Source organism: Cellulomonas bogoriensis 69B4 = DSM 16987 (assembly GCF_000767165.1).
Lineage (GTDB): Bacteria > Actinomycetota > Actinomycetes > Actinomycetales > Cellulomonadaceae > Actinotalea > Actinotalea bogoriensis.
Genome location: NZ_AXCZ01000017.1, coordinates 14,116 through 28,964 on the forward strand (window position 1 = coordinate 14,116; position 14,849 = coordinate 28,964).

The 14,849-nt window shown below is 69.8% G+C and carries 10 protein-coding genes; 2 read left to right on the forward strand and 8 right to left on the reverse strand.

Annotated features, from left to right (window positions below; translation table 11 throughout):
- Positions 1 to 30: 30 nt before the first annotated feature.
- Positions 31 to 1,173, reverse strand: coding sequence for a UDP-galactopyranose mutase (glf, locus tag N869_RS03260; protein WP_408606340.1), 1,143 nt, complete (start codon positions 1,171 to 1,173; stop codon positions 31 to 33).
- Positions 1,174 to 1,274: 101 nt separating this feature from the next.
- On the opposite strand from glf, the gene N869_RS03265 reads away from it, so the two are divergent.
- Both N869_RS03265 and N869_RS03270 read left to right on the forward strand, forming a co-directional pair.
- Positions 1,275 to 1,997 carry a LytR/AlgR family response regulator transcription factor gene (locus tag N869_RS03265; RefSeq protein WP_232229590.1) on the forward strand — a complete coding sequence of 241 codons (723 nt, stop codon included), beginning with the start codon at positions 1,275 to 1,277 and terminating at the stop codon, positions 1,995 to 1,997.
- Positions 1,994 to 3,328: a GHKL domain-containing protein gene (locus N869_RS03270; protein WP_035057780.1), complete on the forward strand. Its 1,335-nt coding sequence runs from the start codon at positions 1,994 to 1,996 to the stop codon at positions 3,326 to 3,328. Before N869_RS03265 ends, N869_RS03270 begins: the two co-directional genes overlap by 4 nt.
- On the opposite strand, the gene N869_RS03275 is transcribed toward N869_RS03270, so the two are convergent.
- From N869_RS03275 to N869_RS03305, 7 genes are all read right to left on the reverse strand, one after another.
- Positions 3,321 to 4,358 carry a glycosyltransferase family 2 protein gene (locus N869_RS03275; RefSeq protein ID WP_035057783.1) on the reverse strand — a complete coding sequence of 346 codons (1,038 nt, stop codon included), beginning with the start codon at positions 4,356 to 4,358 and terminating at the stop codon, positions 3,321 to 3,323. The genes N869_RS03270 and N869_RS03275 overlap by 8 nt on opposite strands.
- Entirely contained in the window at positions 4,355 to 5,014 is a 660-nt protein-coding gene (locus tag N869_RS03280) for a hypothetical protein (protein ID WP_052104915.1), read from the reverse strand. Before N869_RS03280 ends, N869_RS03275 begins: the two co-directional genes overlap by 4 nt.
- A 24-nt stretch (positions 5,015 to 5,038) precedes the next feature.
- A complete protein-coding gene (locus N869_RS18715) occupies positions 5,039 to 7,501 on the reverse strand; it encodes a glycoside hydrolase family 3 C-terminal domain-containing protein (protein WP_035057785.1) in 2,463 nt (820 codons plus the stop codon).
- Positions 7,502 to 7,634: 133 nt separating this feature from the next.
- The gene (locus tag N869_RS03290) at positions 7,635 to 10,619 is read right to left on the reverse strand and encodes a glycoside hydrolase family 3 C-terminal domain-containing protein (RefSeq protein ID WP_035057788.1); all 2,985 of its coding nucleotides are present in this window, start codon (positions 10,617 to 10,619) and stop codon (positions 7,635 to 7,637) included.
- A gap of 62 nt (positions 10,620 to 10,681) precedes the next feature.
- Complete coding sequence (locus tag N869_RS03295) at positions 10,682 to 11,092, reverse strand: hypothetical protein (RefSeq protein ID WP_156968322.1); 411 nt, start codon at positions 11,090 to 11,092, stop codon at positions 10,682 to 10,684.
- A 99-nt stretch (positions 11,093 to 11,191) separates the two neighbouring features.
- Complete coding sequence (locus N869_RS03300) at positions 11,192 to 13,615, reverse strand: glycoside hydrolase family 3 N-terminal domain-containing protein (RefSeq protein ID WP_052104917.1); 2,424 nt, start codon at positions 13,613 to 13,615, stop codon at positions 11,192 to 11,194.
- A 393-nt stretch (positions 13,616 to 14,008) separates the two neighbouring features.
- Positions 14,009 to 14,849, reverse strand: an 841-nt coding sequence (locus N869_RS03305; RefSeq protein WP_035057815.1) for an FAD-dependent oxidoreductase, incomplete at its 5' end; no start/stop codon positions are given.

Below are 14,849 nucleotides of genomic sequence, written 5' to 3' on the forward strand. Positions count from 1 at the left end.
GCTCGTTCTCTCACCCGCACCGGGTAGCGGTCAGGGCAGGTCGGCCAGCTGGTTGTCGACCATCGTCAGGGCCGAGCCGATCGCCATGTGCATGTCCAGGTACTTGTAGGTGCCCAACCGCCCACCGAAGTGCACACCCTGCTCCTGGGCGGCCAGCTCACGGTAGGTGGCCAACCGGGCCCGGTCCTCAGGGGTGTTCACCGGGTAGTACGGCTCGTCACCCGGCTCGGCGAACCGCGAGCGCTCCCGCATGATCACGGTCGCGTCCTTGGGGTAGGCGCGTTCGGGGTGCAGGTGCCGGAACTCGTGGACGCGGGTCTCGGGGACGTCCTCGTCGGCGTAGTTCATGACGGCGGCGCCCTGGTGGTCGCCGGTGGGCAGGACCTCCTGCTGCAGGTCCAGGGTGCGCCAGGCCAGGGGGCCGGCGGCGAGGTCGAAGTACTGGTCGACGGGCCCGGTGAACACGACCGGTGCCTGCCCGACGACGGCGCCGCGGTGCACGGGTTGGGTGGGGTCGAAGAAGTCGCACCCGAGGCGGACGTCGATGCGGGGGTGGTCGACCATGCGGGCGAACCAGGCCCCGTACCCGTCGGTGGGCAGCCCTTGGTGGGTGTCGTCGAAGTACCGGTTGTCGTAGGTGTAGCGCACCGGCAGGCGGGAGATGATCGAGGCGGGCAGCAGGCGGGGGTCGGTCTGCCACTGCTTGGCGGTGTACCCGCGGATGAAAGCCTCGTACAGGGGGCGGCCCACCAGCGAGATGCCCTTCTCATCGAGGTTGGCCGGCTCGCGGCCGTCGAGCTCGGCGGCCTGCTCGGCGATGAGGGCGCGGGCGGCGTCGGGGCCCATCGCGGAGCGGAAGAACTGGTTGATGGTCCCCAGGTTGATGGGCATGGGGAACACCTCGCCGCGGTAGGTGGTCCACACCCGGTGCTCGTAGGACGTGAACGTGGTGAACCTGTTCACGTACGCCCACACGCGCTCGTTCGAGGTGTGGAACAGGTGCGACCCGTAGGTGTGGACCTCGATTCCGGTGCGGGGGCAGAACGCGCTCGCGGCGTTTCCGCCGATCTCTGCCCGACGGTCCACGACTGTGACGTCCATCCCACGGTCGGCGAGCCTTTCTGCGACGGTCAGCCCGAACAGACCGGCACCGACGACCACGACGTCGCTCACATTCACCTCCTGGGACCCGGGGCGTCCACCGCCCGAGCACCTACGGTAGTAGGTGGGTGGCCCCCCACCGCCCATTTCCCCCCATACCGCAGGAGCTCGCAGTGCCGCAGGTGATCCACGTCGGAGTGGTCGAGGACGACCCCGCCGCAACAGCGCAGATCCTCGCGCACCTCACCCGGTTCGAGGCTGAGAACGACGTGTCGTTCGTCACCCAGACGTTCCCCGACGGGCGTCAGCTGGTGGACGGCTACCAGGCCGGTCTGGACATCATCTTTCTTGATGTCGAGATGCCTTACCTGGACGGGTTGGAGGCCGCCCGTCACATCCGCACACTCGACGCGGACGTGGTGCTGGTGTTCATCACCAACATGGCCCAGTACGCCATCAAGGGGTACCAGGTGGACGCGTTGAGCTACCTGCTGAAGCCCGTGCCGTACTTCGCGTTCTCCCAGGAGCTGCGGCGCTCCATCGACAGGACCAGCCGGTCGCGTGACGACTGGATCATGCTGACCGTCAGCACCGGCATGGCGCGGGTGGACCTGGCCGACATCGTGTACATCGAGAGCGTGCGGCACCGCATCACCGTGCACGCCACCGACCGCGCGTACACCCTGACCGGCACGTTGAAGGCGTTCGAGGCCCAGCTCACCGACAAGGGGTTCTTCCGCTCCAACAACTGCTACCTGGTGAACCTGAGGCACGTCACCGGCGTCAACGCCACCAGCTGCGTCATGGTCGGGGGCATCGAGCTGCAGGTCAGCCGGCCCCGGCGGCGGGCGTTCCTGCAGGCCCTGACCGACCACGTGGGTGGGCGCACCGCATGATCGAGGACGTCCTGCCGGACATCCCCCGCCTGTACACGGCCATCGCCGAGTGGGGCGCGTGCCTGGTGTACGTGCTGCTGATCCGCAAACGGCTGCCCCGCCCCCAGCTGGCCCTGGCCGCCGGCCTGGGCCTCGGTGCGCTCATCGGGGTGCAGCTGCTGGCCGGGACGCTGCCCATCGCCCTGTGGGTGGTGGGGATGGCCCTGGCGGTGGGCACCATGTACCTGCTGATCGCGGCGTGCGCGGACCTGACCGCCCTGAACGCCGGGTACTTCCTGGCGCGGGCGTTCGTCCTGGCCGAGCTCGTCGCGTCCCTGCACTGGCAGCTGCACACGTTCTTCTTCGACGCCGGCGACGACCTGTCCGTGCTGCCCGGGGCGCTGCTGGTGGTCGTGTACGGGGCGGCGTTCACCGCCGCGTGGGCCATCGAACGGCGGCACTTCCCCGCCGACCAGCCCGTGGACGTCGACGGTCGCGGGGTGCTGAGCGCCATGGCGATCGCCGCGATCACGTTCCTGATCAGCAACCTGAGCTTCCTCAGCACCAACACCCCGTTCAGCGGGCGCCTGGGCCCCGAGGTGTTCTACATCAGGACCCTGGTCGACCTCGCCGGGTACGTGGCCCTGTACGCCCAGCAGGGTCAGCGCCTGGAGCTGCGGCGCACCGCCGAGGTCGAGGCCATGAACCGGTTGCTGCACTCCCAGCACGAGCAGTACCTGCAGGCCCGCAACAACATCGACGTCGTCAACCGCAAGTACCACGACCTCAAGCACTACATCAACGCGATCCGCGGTGAGGCCAGCGCCGACGCGCGCGCCTCGTACCTGGACCAGCTCGAGGACTCCATCCGCGACTACGACACCCGGGTCGAGACCGGCAACATCGTCCTCGACACGATCATGACCACCAAGAGCGCCGACTGCGCCCGCCACGGCATCACCCTCACGTGCGTGGCCGACGGCGCCGCCCTGGACTTCATGGCCGCGATGGACGTCGCGGCCCTGGTCGGCAACGCCCTGGACAACGCGATCGAGGCCGCGGTAGCCCTGCCCGACCCCGAGCAGCGTCTGCTGCGGGTGGCCGTCCACCGGCAGGACTCGTTCGTCATGCTGCGGTTCGAGAACTACTACCAGGGCGACCTCATGTTCGACGGTGACCTGCCGCGCACCACCAAGGCCGGGGACGACCTCAACCACGGTTACGGGCTGCGGAACATCCGTCAGATCGCCGAACGGTACGGGGGTACCCTCACCGTCCACGCCGAGGACGGGTGGTTCACCGTGCGGGTGCTGGTCCCCGCCCCCGGCCCCACCGGCACCGACGTCAGTTGAAGCCCACCCGCCACTGGGCCGCACGGTAGGCGGCCAACGTCACCCGGCGCCCGTGCCGGCCCGGCAGGTTCGTCAGGGTGCCCAGGGTGCTGCGCCGCAACCGCCGGTGCAGCAGCTCGTCCTCCTCCCGGATGCCCCGCCACATCGCCTCCTTGGTGGCGATGGCCGCGTCCGTGCCCGAGCGCAGCAGCAACGTGGAGGACACCGCGCACACGATCTCCAGGTAGTGGGTCATGTACCCGTACGCCGGGTGGTCCGGGGGCACCGTGCGCGCCACGTGCTCCATCATCATGCGGTTCACACGCAGCTGCTGGTCCAGGCGGCCGATCATCACCTGCTCGGCCACCGACTGGCCCGCCCGCCCGATGTAGTAGCGGTAGAGGTCCACGTCCAGGTAGTACATGCGCCGCACCGCCGGCAACGGCATGTACGCGAAGATGTTGTCGACGTAGAACGTGTGCTCGGGCAGGTGCAGGCCCACCTCACGCAGCAGGCCCGTGCGGTACACGATCGCGTGCATCAGGAAGTACTGGGTCTTGCGCAGGCGCCCCACCTGGTCCCACCCGAACACCTCGTCACGGGGCAGGGCCCGACGGAACCGCACCGTCCGCGTGGTCCGGCGGCCCTCCTTCTCGTACACGAAGTTGCTCAGCACCATGTCCACGTCGGCGTCCTGCTCACCGAACCGGCGCAGCGTCGACACCAACCGGGTGAACGCCTCGACGTCCACCCAGTCGTCGGAGTCCACGACCTTGAAGTAGCGGCCCCTGGCGAGCTGGAGCCCCACGTTGATCGTCGAGCCGTGGCCGCCGTTCTCCTTGTGCACCGCCCGCACCCGGCCCGGGTACCGGGCGGCGTACGCGTCGGCGATGCGGCCGGTGCCGTCCTGGGAACCGTCGTCGACGAGCACGACCTCCACGTCCGGCCCACTTGCCGCCAGCAACGACTCCACGCACCGGCGCATGTACCCGGCCGAGTTGTAGCAGGGCACCACCACGGTGAGGGTCACAGGGCCGGTCGGGGCGCTCATGAGGCCACCGCCCCCGAGGGCGTCGGGTCGTTCTCGGGCTCACCCGCGTCGGGTTCGCCCGCGTCCTTGCCCGGCTCGTGCTTGAAGATCACCTTGAAGATCGGGAAGAAGATCCAGAACGCGATCGCACTGTTGATGATCATCGTGACGACGTCGGCGATGGTCTCACCCGTGCTTCCCCATCCCCACGTGTCCATCAGCAGGTTGTAGATCGGCGCCTTGTAGAAACCCTGGGCGGCAGCCGCACCGAACGTGATGAGGATATAGGCGATCAGGTACCACATGGCCGCCTTGCGCACCGAGTTCGTGGCCTTGAACGTGATGTTCCGCTGCGCGAAGAAGTTGATCACCTGGGCGATGCCGATCGTGATCTGCACCGCCAAGAAGTACGCCAGTCCCCCACCACCGACCGGCAGCTCACCGGCCGGGTAGTCGAAGATGAAGTACGGCGACCCGCCCACCTCAGAACCGACCTGCAGGACCTGGAAGTCGGTGTGCACCAACGCCGTCCGGTTGAAGATCGACCGGAAGATCGGCATCAGCGCCAGCTGCAGCACCGTCACACCGTTGCTCAGCAAGAAGAACATCAGGAACTGCGCGGTGCCGGGGCGCCTGGCCTCGAGCCGCCGCCAGGCCTTGATCAGGGGCGTGAACATCGTTGTCGCCTTCGTGTCAGGGGGTTATCGGACGGCGCCTGCGCCGGCGGTACCGGCAGGACGGGTGAGCTCGGCGGCCAGGCGGCGCGCGGACCGTCGGCCACGCACGTACCCCGCGACCAGTCCCCCCACCCCCCGGAAGAACCGCCCGTTGACGACGTCCAGCAACGCGTCGACCATCTCGGTGGTGAACGCCCCGTTGGTCATCTTCGCGATCGCCCGGAACGGCATGTTGTAGAGGAAGAACAGGTTCAGGTCGGGCTTGCCCCGACGCCGCGACCTCGCGATCAGCGCCGCCAGCACCCGGGCCGCCAGGCGCGCCAACGGGCTGCGGGCACCGTGCATGGCCCGCAACGGGTCGTTCGCCCCCAACGACCCCGCCACCCCGGCCGCGCCCGTGCCCGTACCGGTGCCCGTGCCCGTGCCGGTGGCGAGCGTCCGGCCCAGCAGCGCCGCGAACTCCCCGTCGGGGACGTCCGTCACCGCGGCCGCCTCGTAGGACGGCAGGTCCGTGCGCGGCTCACCGACGTCCTCACCGTCGACGTCCAGCACCGCGACCAGCGGCCGGTCGGCCACGTGGTGACCCACCGACACCTCGAACGGGCCGCCCTCGACCCGCCACCCACCGGTCGCGACGTCAAAGTGACGGAACGTGTACCTGTCGAACGGGATCGTCACCGAGGCCTCCTGCCCCGGCTCCAGGTGCACCTTGCGGAAGCCCTTCAGCTCCCGCGCCGCCCGGTGCACCCCGCTCGGGCCCCGCCGCCCCACGTACAGCTGCGGGACATCCGCCCCCGCCACGGCCCCGGTGTTGCGCACCGTGAACGTCGCCCCGTGCTCGTCCACCACCAGGTCGGCGTACTCGAACGTGGTGTACCCCAGCCCGAACCCGAACGGGAACGCCGTCGCCACCCCCGCGGTCTCCGTGTGCCGGTACCCCACGTACAGGCCCTCCCGGTACTCGGCCACCTCACCGGTCGCCGGGTAGTAGGGGTGGCACGCCGTGTCCTCCAGACGCACCGGGTACGTCTCGGCCAGACGCCCCGACGGGTTCACCGCACCGGTGAGCACGTCGGCCGTCGCCTCCGCACCGGCCTGCCCACCCAGGTACCCGTGCAGCAGGGCGTCGACGTCCCCCAACCACGGGACCTCCACCACCGACCCCGCCGACAGCACCACCACCACGCGGTCGGTCACCTTGCGCACCGCCGCGAGCAGCTCGACCTGGGCGTCCGCCAGACGCAGGTGCTCACGGTCGTTGCCCTCGGACTCCGCCGTCTCGTCCAGCCCCAGGTACACCAGGGCCACGTCCGCGTCCCCGACGGTCTCCACCGCCTCACGCAGCAGCCCCGGCTCACGCCCACCACCCCGGGCGAACCCCTGGGCGTACCCCACCACCTCCAGGTGCGAGGCCTGCAGGGCCTCCAGTGCCGTGGTCAACCGGGTCGGGTTCACCAACGACGACCCCGCCCCCTGGTAGCGGGGCGTCTGCGCGAAGTCCCCCAGCACCGCCACCCGGGTCCCCGGGCCCAACGGCAGGACGCCGCCCTCGTTCTTCAGCAGCACCTGGCTGCCCTGCGCCACCCGGCGCGCCAGCTCGTGGTGGGCGTCCACGTCCACCACCAGCTCCCGTGCCGGGCCCACCCGCTCGGCCAGGGCCAGCACCTCAGCCACCCGGGCGTCCAGGTCGGCCTCCGTGAGCCGCCCCGCGTGCACCGCGTCCACGACCTGCCGGGCCGAGTCCAGACCCGGGGACGGCATCTCGACCGTTCCCCCGGCACGCACCGCGTCGACCGCGTCGTTCGACCCGCCCCAGTCCGAGACCACCGCACCGTCGAAACCCCACTCCCCCCGCAGGACGTCCAGCAGCAGGTGCGGGTGCTCGTGGGCGTACACCCCGTTGACCTTGTTGTACGCCGTCATCAACGCCAACGGCCGGGCCTCACGGACCACGATCTCGAACGCCGTCAGGTAGAGCTCACGCAACGTCCGCTCGTCCACCACCGAGTCGCTCGCCATCCGGCGCAGCTCCTGGCTGTTGGCCGCGAAGTGCTTGGGGCAGGCCGCCACCCCCTGCGACTGGATGCCCCGCACGTACCCCGCCGCCATCACACCCGACAGGTACGGGTCCTCCGAGAAGTACTCGAAGTTGCGCCCGCACAACGGGCTGCGCTTGATGTTCAACCCCGGGCCCAGCACCACGTCCACACCCAGCCACACCGCCTCGGCGCCCAGCGCCCGCCCCACCTGCTCGGCCAGGTCCACGTCCCAGGAGTTCGCGACCGTCGCCGACGTCGGGAAGCACGTCGCCGGCCTCGAGGCGTTGATCCCCAGGTGGTCCGAGGACCCCGTCTGCTTACGGATGCCGTGCGGACCGTCCGACATGGTCAGGGACCGGATCCCCAGGCGGGGCACGGCACGCGTCTCCCACACGCTCGCGCCGCTCAGCAGCGCCGCCTTCTCCAGCAACGTCAGCTCATCGGACATCGGGGGCCTCATTCCTTCACCGGCGGACGGGGGTCGTCCGGGCACGTGGGCACCTCGGGTCGTCGGGCCCGCAGGGGACACGGGCCCGACGACCTCGAGACAGGACAGGGTCGGGTGGGGTGGGGGTCAGGGGTCAGCCGGCGTCCGGTGCACCTGCCCCCGAGCCGACCACCGGCAGGTTGCGGTGCCGGCGCACCCGCCGGACCACCATCACCACACCCGCCAGGACCAGCAGACCCAGCAGCACCGACGTCACGATCTGGATGTACACCCACGTGGGAGGCGTGTACGTGACGGTCGCGCCCGGCGCCAGACCGTTCATCGCGTTGGAGTTCGCGACGGTGTACAAGATGTGGTGGGTCGCCTCACGGATGTCCGTCACGGCCTTCGCCGACGAGGTGTCCGCGAACGACTTCGACGGCTGGAACGTCAACGTCAGGTCCGTGCCCGCGCTGATCCCCTCGTTCGGGTTCATGTACGGGTAGAGGTTGAAGTCCGAGATGACGAACCCCTCGAAACCCCACTCGTCCCGCAGCACGTCCGACATCAGCGCCGGCGAACCGCCCGCCCACGTCGCCCCGATCCGGTTGAACGAGCTCATCATGCCGCCCGCACCGATCGTCGTCTCCGCGATCGTGCCGTCCTCGTCCGCGACGTACGGCACGACCATCGAGATGCCCTTGACGCCCATCTCGAACGGCTTCAGGTAGATCTCACGGATCGTCTGCTCCGTCGCCCACGTCGCGATCCCGTTGTTGACGCGGTTCGTCTCCTGCTCGTTCATCGCGTAGTGCTTCACCAGCGTGTACACGCCCCGCTCGGCGATCCCGTTCGCGACCGCCACCAGCATCGCGCCCGACAGGTGCGGGTCCTCCGAGTAGTACTCGAAGTTGCGGCCCCCGAACGGTGACCGGTGCAGGTTCACCCCCGGCGCGTACCAGCCGTTGATGTCCTTGTGGATGGCCTCGTCACCGAGCATCCGCCCCATCTGCGCACCCAGCTCCACGTCCCACGTCTGGGCGATCAGGTACTGCGACGGGTACGCCACACCGTTGATCGAGGAGTTGATGAACGAGGAGAACCCCGCAGGACCGTCCGGCTCCAACGTCTGCGGCTTCGCGATCGACTCGATCGCCGCCGTCTGGTACGCCCCGTTGAGCAGCAGGTCCGTCATCTCACCGACCGTCAACGAGTCCAGCAGCTCGGCCCACTGCGGGTCGTCCTTCGCCAGACCCCGCATGTCGATCAACGTCAGGTCCGACCGCTCACCGGTCGCCGGCATCGGCCCGTCGAACGCCTCGGCCGCGGCCTCGTGGTCCCACGGCGCGAACCCGGCCGCCACCGACTCGTCCGCGACCAGCAGGTCCGGGGTCGGGGCGGTGGGGAACGTCCCGGCGAAGTCCGCACGGGACATCATCAGGATCTTGCCCTCCTCGGGCTCGCTGCTGAACTGCTCCGACACGTCGTCGAACCGGTTCGTGACCTCCGTCAGGTCGCTCGACCGGTGGTCCCCACCGGAGAACACCACGTCGGAGTCCACCGTGTACGTGATCGGCTCGACACCCGCCGCCACCGTGTTCGAGTCCGTGCGCAACGTCAGCAGGTAGTCACCGGCCTCCAGCACGTACGCCCGGTGCCCCAGGTGGTCGTAGGACGCCATGTCCTCGACCGCCACCTCGATCGTCACCGTGTCGCTGCCACCGGGCTCGATCAGGTCCGTCTTGGCGAACCCACCCAGCACCACCTCGGACTTCTCGATCCCACCAGGGGTGTACGGGGCCGTGTAGTACAGCTCGACCACGTCCTTGCCGGCCACGTCACCGGTGTTGGTGACCTGCACCGTGACCGTCACCTGGCCGTCCACGTCACCGGCCTGGGTGTCGGTGACCTCCCACTCGAAGTCCGTGTAGCTGAGCCCGAACCCGAACGGGTACACCACGGCCTCGTCGTAGTCGATGAAGCCCTCCGCCGCAGCGGTCTCGTAGTACCGGTACCCGAAGTAGATGCCCTCGGCGTAGATCACGAACGGGGCGTCCGACGTCAACGTCGCGTTCGACGTGGCCCGCTCCACCGCCGACACCGGGTACGACACGTCCAGGTTCTCGTACTCGAACTCACCGAAGTTCACGTACGTGGGGTCCTGGGTGAAGTCCGCCGCCCAGATGTCCGCCGTCCGACCCGACGGGTTCACCTCACCGTTCAAGATGGTGCCCAGGGCGTTGAACCCCGTCGCACCCGGCGACCCCGCCAGCAGGATCGCGTCGACCCCCGGGTCGTCCTGCAGCAGACCCATCTCGATGGACGTCGAGGAGTTCACCACCACGACCACCGTGTCGAACGACTCAGTCGCCAACGCGATCAGGTCACGCTCGTCCTGATTCAGCTCCAGCTGGTGCTGCCCCGGCGCCGCCGCGTCGTCCCAACCCGTCATGTCCTGGGTCAGGTCACCACCCTCACCACCCGGCCGTCCGATGTGCACGACCGCCGCGTCGGAGTAGTCCGCGAACGACCCCGCCACCGCCTCGTACTCCCCCACCGGCAGCTCACCGATGTAGTACGTCGACGCCTCCGGGTTGTCCATCTCGATGTGACCACGCGGGTTGTCGTCCGCGAACGCCGAGATCACGTCGTACACCTGCTCGTTGATCTGGAACCCCGCCTGCTCCAGACCACCGCGGGCCGTCACCGCCGAGTTCGTGTCCACCGAACCCGACCCCGACCCCCCGAACACCGGGTCAGCCGCCGCACGGCCCAGCATCGTCACCCGGGCACCGGGCGCCAACGGCAGGGCCGCGTCCTGGTTCTTCGCCAGGACGATCCCACCCGCCGCGATCTGCTCGACCAGGTCCTGCGCCGCAGCGTCCACCGCGTCCATGTCCGCGAACTCCGACGTGTGGTACTCGGTGTCCCACCCCGCCGACTCCTCGGTGTTGGTGAACGTGTACGTCCCCGAACCCAGCTGGGACGCGACCCACCCGCCCCCCACCACGAGGCCCACGTTCGCGACCACACCCACCGCCGTGACCGTCGCCAGGACGGGCACCCAGATCGACAGGTACCTCCTGTTCGACATCGGCATCTTCGTGCGGTCGGGCTTCTTCTGCGGTCTGGCGTTCACTGCATCTCTCCTTGACGAGCGGGCCGGCGATCAACGATCACCCGGGGGGAGGGTCCGGACCGCTAGTCCGTGACCTCGGTGATGGTGCCGTCCTGGTCGATCCGCCACGTCTGGTCCGTGGCAGCCGAGTCGGCGTCGATCGTGTAGTCGCCGTCGTTGATCGTGATCGTGCCCTGCACCCGCGACGCCGCGTCCGACGGCACGAACGGCACCACCAGCAGCCCGTACTTCACCGTCGGCGCCGAGACGTCGCTCGCGAGCATGATCTGCCCCCAGCTGTCGTCCTCGGCCAACGCGTCCGCCACGGCCTGGCGGGCGGTCTGCAGGTCCTCGGCCACGTCGACCTCGGCCTGCGTCGTCTCCGCCGGGGTCGCGGGGTCGGCGTCCTCGGACGCGCACGCCGTCAACCCGAACGCACCCGTCACCGCGACCAGCAGACCCAGGCCCGTGGCGCGCATCCTCGTGTTCCTCATGTCAGCTCCTTGATTGCTCAGGCCGCGGGAGCGTCCCGCCGCCGGTGGTGGGACGGGCCCCGGGGTGGTCGACACCGTGCCGACCACCCCGGGGAACCGTCACGGAAGACCGATCGGCCCCGAGAAGCCCAGACCGAAGCCGAACGCCCAGTCGTTGCCGGCCGCGTCCACGTAGGTGTCCATGTCCTCACCGACGCCCTCGGACTGCGCCTCCACGGCGTCCATGTCGACCGGGAACCCGATCGGCAGACGCCCCTGCGGCTCGTGCAGGCCCGCCGCGACCGTCACCGTCGCCAGGTCGCTCACACCGAACCCGACCAGCACCGCGTTCGACTCGGCCTCGAACTCCGCCGGGACCACCGGGTTGTTCGCCTTCACGACCGTGATCACCGGGATGTCCCGACCGGACTCCTCGATCGCGTCCATCGCCCGCTCGAACGCCCGGATGTCCGCCTCGTTCGAGATGCGTGACGTGTTGCCGAAGTACGACCGGTTCTCCTTCGAGCCGTCCTCCAGCACGTCCCCGCCGATCGACTCGGTGCGCACGTGCTCACCGTCAGCGGTGTACGGGGCCCACTGCAGCGAGAACGGGTACCACTCACCCGTCTCGTCGTCCTGACCGGCACCCGAGAACGGCATCCCGTTGTTCGGGGACCGCAGCCCCACCAGCACCAGGTCCACGTCCGACAGGTCCGGGGCCTGCGCCGACAGCACGTTCCCCTCGTCGTCCAGCTCCACGGTGTCGGTGAGGACCGTCCCGAAGACCTGCTCCGCGGCCTCCACGCTCAACGACGGCCCCTCGGTGTACACCGCCGGCCCGAACAGGCTCTCCACACCGGTGTCATACGTGTGCGGGATGTACACGGTCGCGTCCGCCCAGTCGCCCTCGGACGCCTCAGCGATCACACCGTCGTTCTTGACCATCACCACCGAGTCCAGCTGGGCGTCGAACCCGGCCTCGATCCGGTCGGCCGAACCCACCGTCGCGCGGGCCTCGTCCAGGTCCACGTACGGCGCGTCGAACAGGCCGGGCGCGAAGTACATCGCCAGGATCCGTGCACCGGACTCCGCCCAGCGGGCGTCGGCGTCCACGTCGACCGACCCGGCCTCGAACTCCGCCTGCCACATGTCGTACGCCTCGAGGATGTGCTCAGCGGTGTTCACACCACCGAACATGTCCACACCGTTGCGCAGCACCGTGAAGTACCGCTCCACCGGGGTCAGGTCCTCAGCACCCCACGCCGTCCCCAGGAACGCGTTCTCGTCGGTGTAACCCGTCATCACCGCCCAGTCCGTGACGATCGCACCGTCGAAGCCGATGTCCTCACGGATCATCCGCATCATCTCGGTGTTGTACGCCACACCCACGGCCTCGTCACCGACGACCGGCTCGCCGTCCTCACCCAGCATGATCGAGTACGCGGTCATCATCGCCAGCGAGTCCGTCGCCGCCTCGAACACCGCCACGTGGTCGTCCAGACCCTCACCCGGGATCGCGTACTTGCCCACGTTCAGGTGCGACTCGCGCCCACCCTCACCGGACCCGTCACCCGGGGCGTGCTTGATGGTCGTCGGGACGGTGCCCGGCCCGAAGCCCAGGTACGTGCCGTCCTCGTCGTAGGTGCCCTGGAACCCGCGCACGTACGCCGACGCCAGCTCGGCGGCCAGCTCCGGGTTCTCACCCAGGGTTCCCGCCACCCGCAGCCACCGGGGCTCGGTCGCCAGGTCGATCTGCGGGCTCAGGGCGTTCGAGATCCCCAACGCCCGGTACTCCTCGGACACGGTGCGCCCGAACGCCTCGACCGTCTCGGGGGAGAACGTCGCCGCCAGACCCAGCACCGACGGCCACAACGACACGCCCTCACCGGTCGGCACGTAGTCCGACCCCGACTGGGCCTCCGAGCGCGGGTCAGAGCTGAAGTTCGCCGGGACGTACGGCTCGTCCACCGACGCGATCGACTCCACGTACGCCTGCATCTCGTTGACCCAGGTGACGTTCTCCGTCACGTCCGAGCCACCCGCGTTCAGGACGTTGCGCAGCTTGTCCTCAGACAGGTACGTGCGCTGCCCGTCCGTCAGGCCGTCCGCCGGGGACCGCTCGTGGTTGCTGAACAGCATCAACCCGGAGATCTGCTCGACCGTCAACTGACGCGCAAGGTCCGCCGCACGCTCCTGCGGGTCGACCCGCCAGTCCTCCCACACGTCCAGCTCGCCGTTGCCGTTCATGTCCTTGAACGCGTACGTCGAGCCGTCGACCTCCTCCTCCAGCAACGTGATCGCGGAGTCCGCACCGTAGGACAACGTCGCACCGTCACCCGGGTTGTCGACCACCATGAAGGTCGTCGTCCCGTCGGTGACCTCACGCTCCTCGTACCGTTCGGCCACCACCTCCTCCGGCTCGGTGGTGCCCGCGGTGCAACCCGCGAGCACCAGGGCTGCGACCCCGGCGAACGCGGCGATCCCGGCCGCCGGGACCCGCCTGGGCCGGCGCGGGTGCGCGGTGGACGTCTGACCAAGCTTCATCGCTCTGTCTCCTCTTCGAGTGGTGCGGCGCGATGGGCCCACCCCGGCCACGAACGACTGGCTGCCCCGTGTCCCGCCGTTCAGGGTCCGGTCGCGGATCCACGACCCTGGTCCGGGACGGGCACCCCACCAACGTTGGCGGGCCCCGACCCGGGGTGCTGCTCGACGTGCGATCGGTGCCCGGACCACCGCCATCGGCCCGCACACCTGCGTCATGAGCACAGATGCGGTGGCTGCACGGCGGTGGGCGCGTTCACCTGACGTCAGGTAAGCAGCGGCCCACCACCCCCGAGCCGGGCGGTGCACAACCTGTCGCTCTGGGTGCACAACCTGCACCGCGACCCGCACTCGAACCGGGCATCACGGGCAGGTCGGACCACCCCCGAGGCTCGCCTACGCGGGTCGGGCCCGGCCCGGCCGCACCCCGAGGTGGGCGGCCGCCGTGAGCGCGGCGCGACGCCCCGACACCAGCGCGCCCTGGATGGAGGCGGTGTCACGGTGGTCCCCGCACACCAGGAGCCCTCCGCCCAGGTCGACTCCGCGTCGGACGTCCAGGGGCGGAGGTTGGGCGGGCAGCGCCCCGGGGATCACGTGCCGGGCGACCTCCTGCCACGGGCGGGGGTCGGCCCCCAGGATCTCCCCCGCGTGCCGGCGCACCACCGGCTCCGGTGCGGGCGACCCACCCGCGGGCAGCAGGGACGTGGCCTGCACCAGGTGCCACCCCCGCGGGGCGTACGACCGCGCCACCAGGCTCATCGACGCGGCGTTCACCACCGGGCCGCGACGGCGCCCGTCGACCATCACCGCCCGCAACGACGTGGGCCGCACCCGTGTCGCGTACCAGTGCGTCACCAGGCCCTTCATCACCGGGGCGGGCACCCCGACCAGGCCCTCGGCGGTCACCGCGTCCGTGGCGACGACCACCGCACGGACCGTCACCGCGCCGTCGTCCGCGCTGACCCGCACCCCGCCACCGGTGCGCGCCACCGCGTGGACACGGACCCCCAGCCGCACGTCCGGCAACCCGGCGGCCAGCTGCGCCGGGAACGCCCCCATGCCCGCTGCCGGCACCCCCGGGGTCCCCGCCAGGAACGACCGCACCAGCAACCGCACGAACGTCGCCGACGTCGAGCCGTCGTCCTCGGCGAGCACCCCCGCCAGGAACGGCTCCAGCACCGATCGGCGCAACGGCCCGTCCACACCCGCCGCGTCCCACGACCGGGCCGACGTCGTG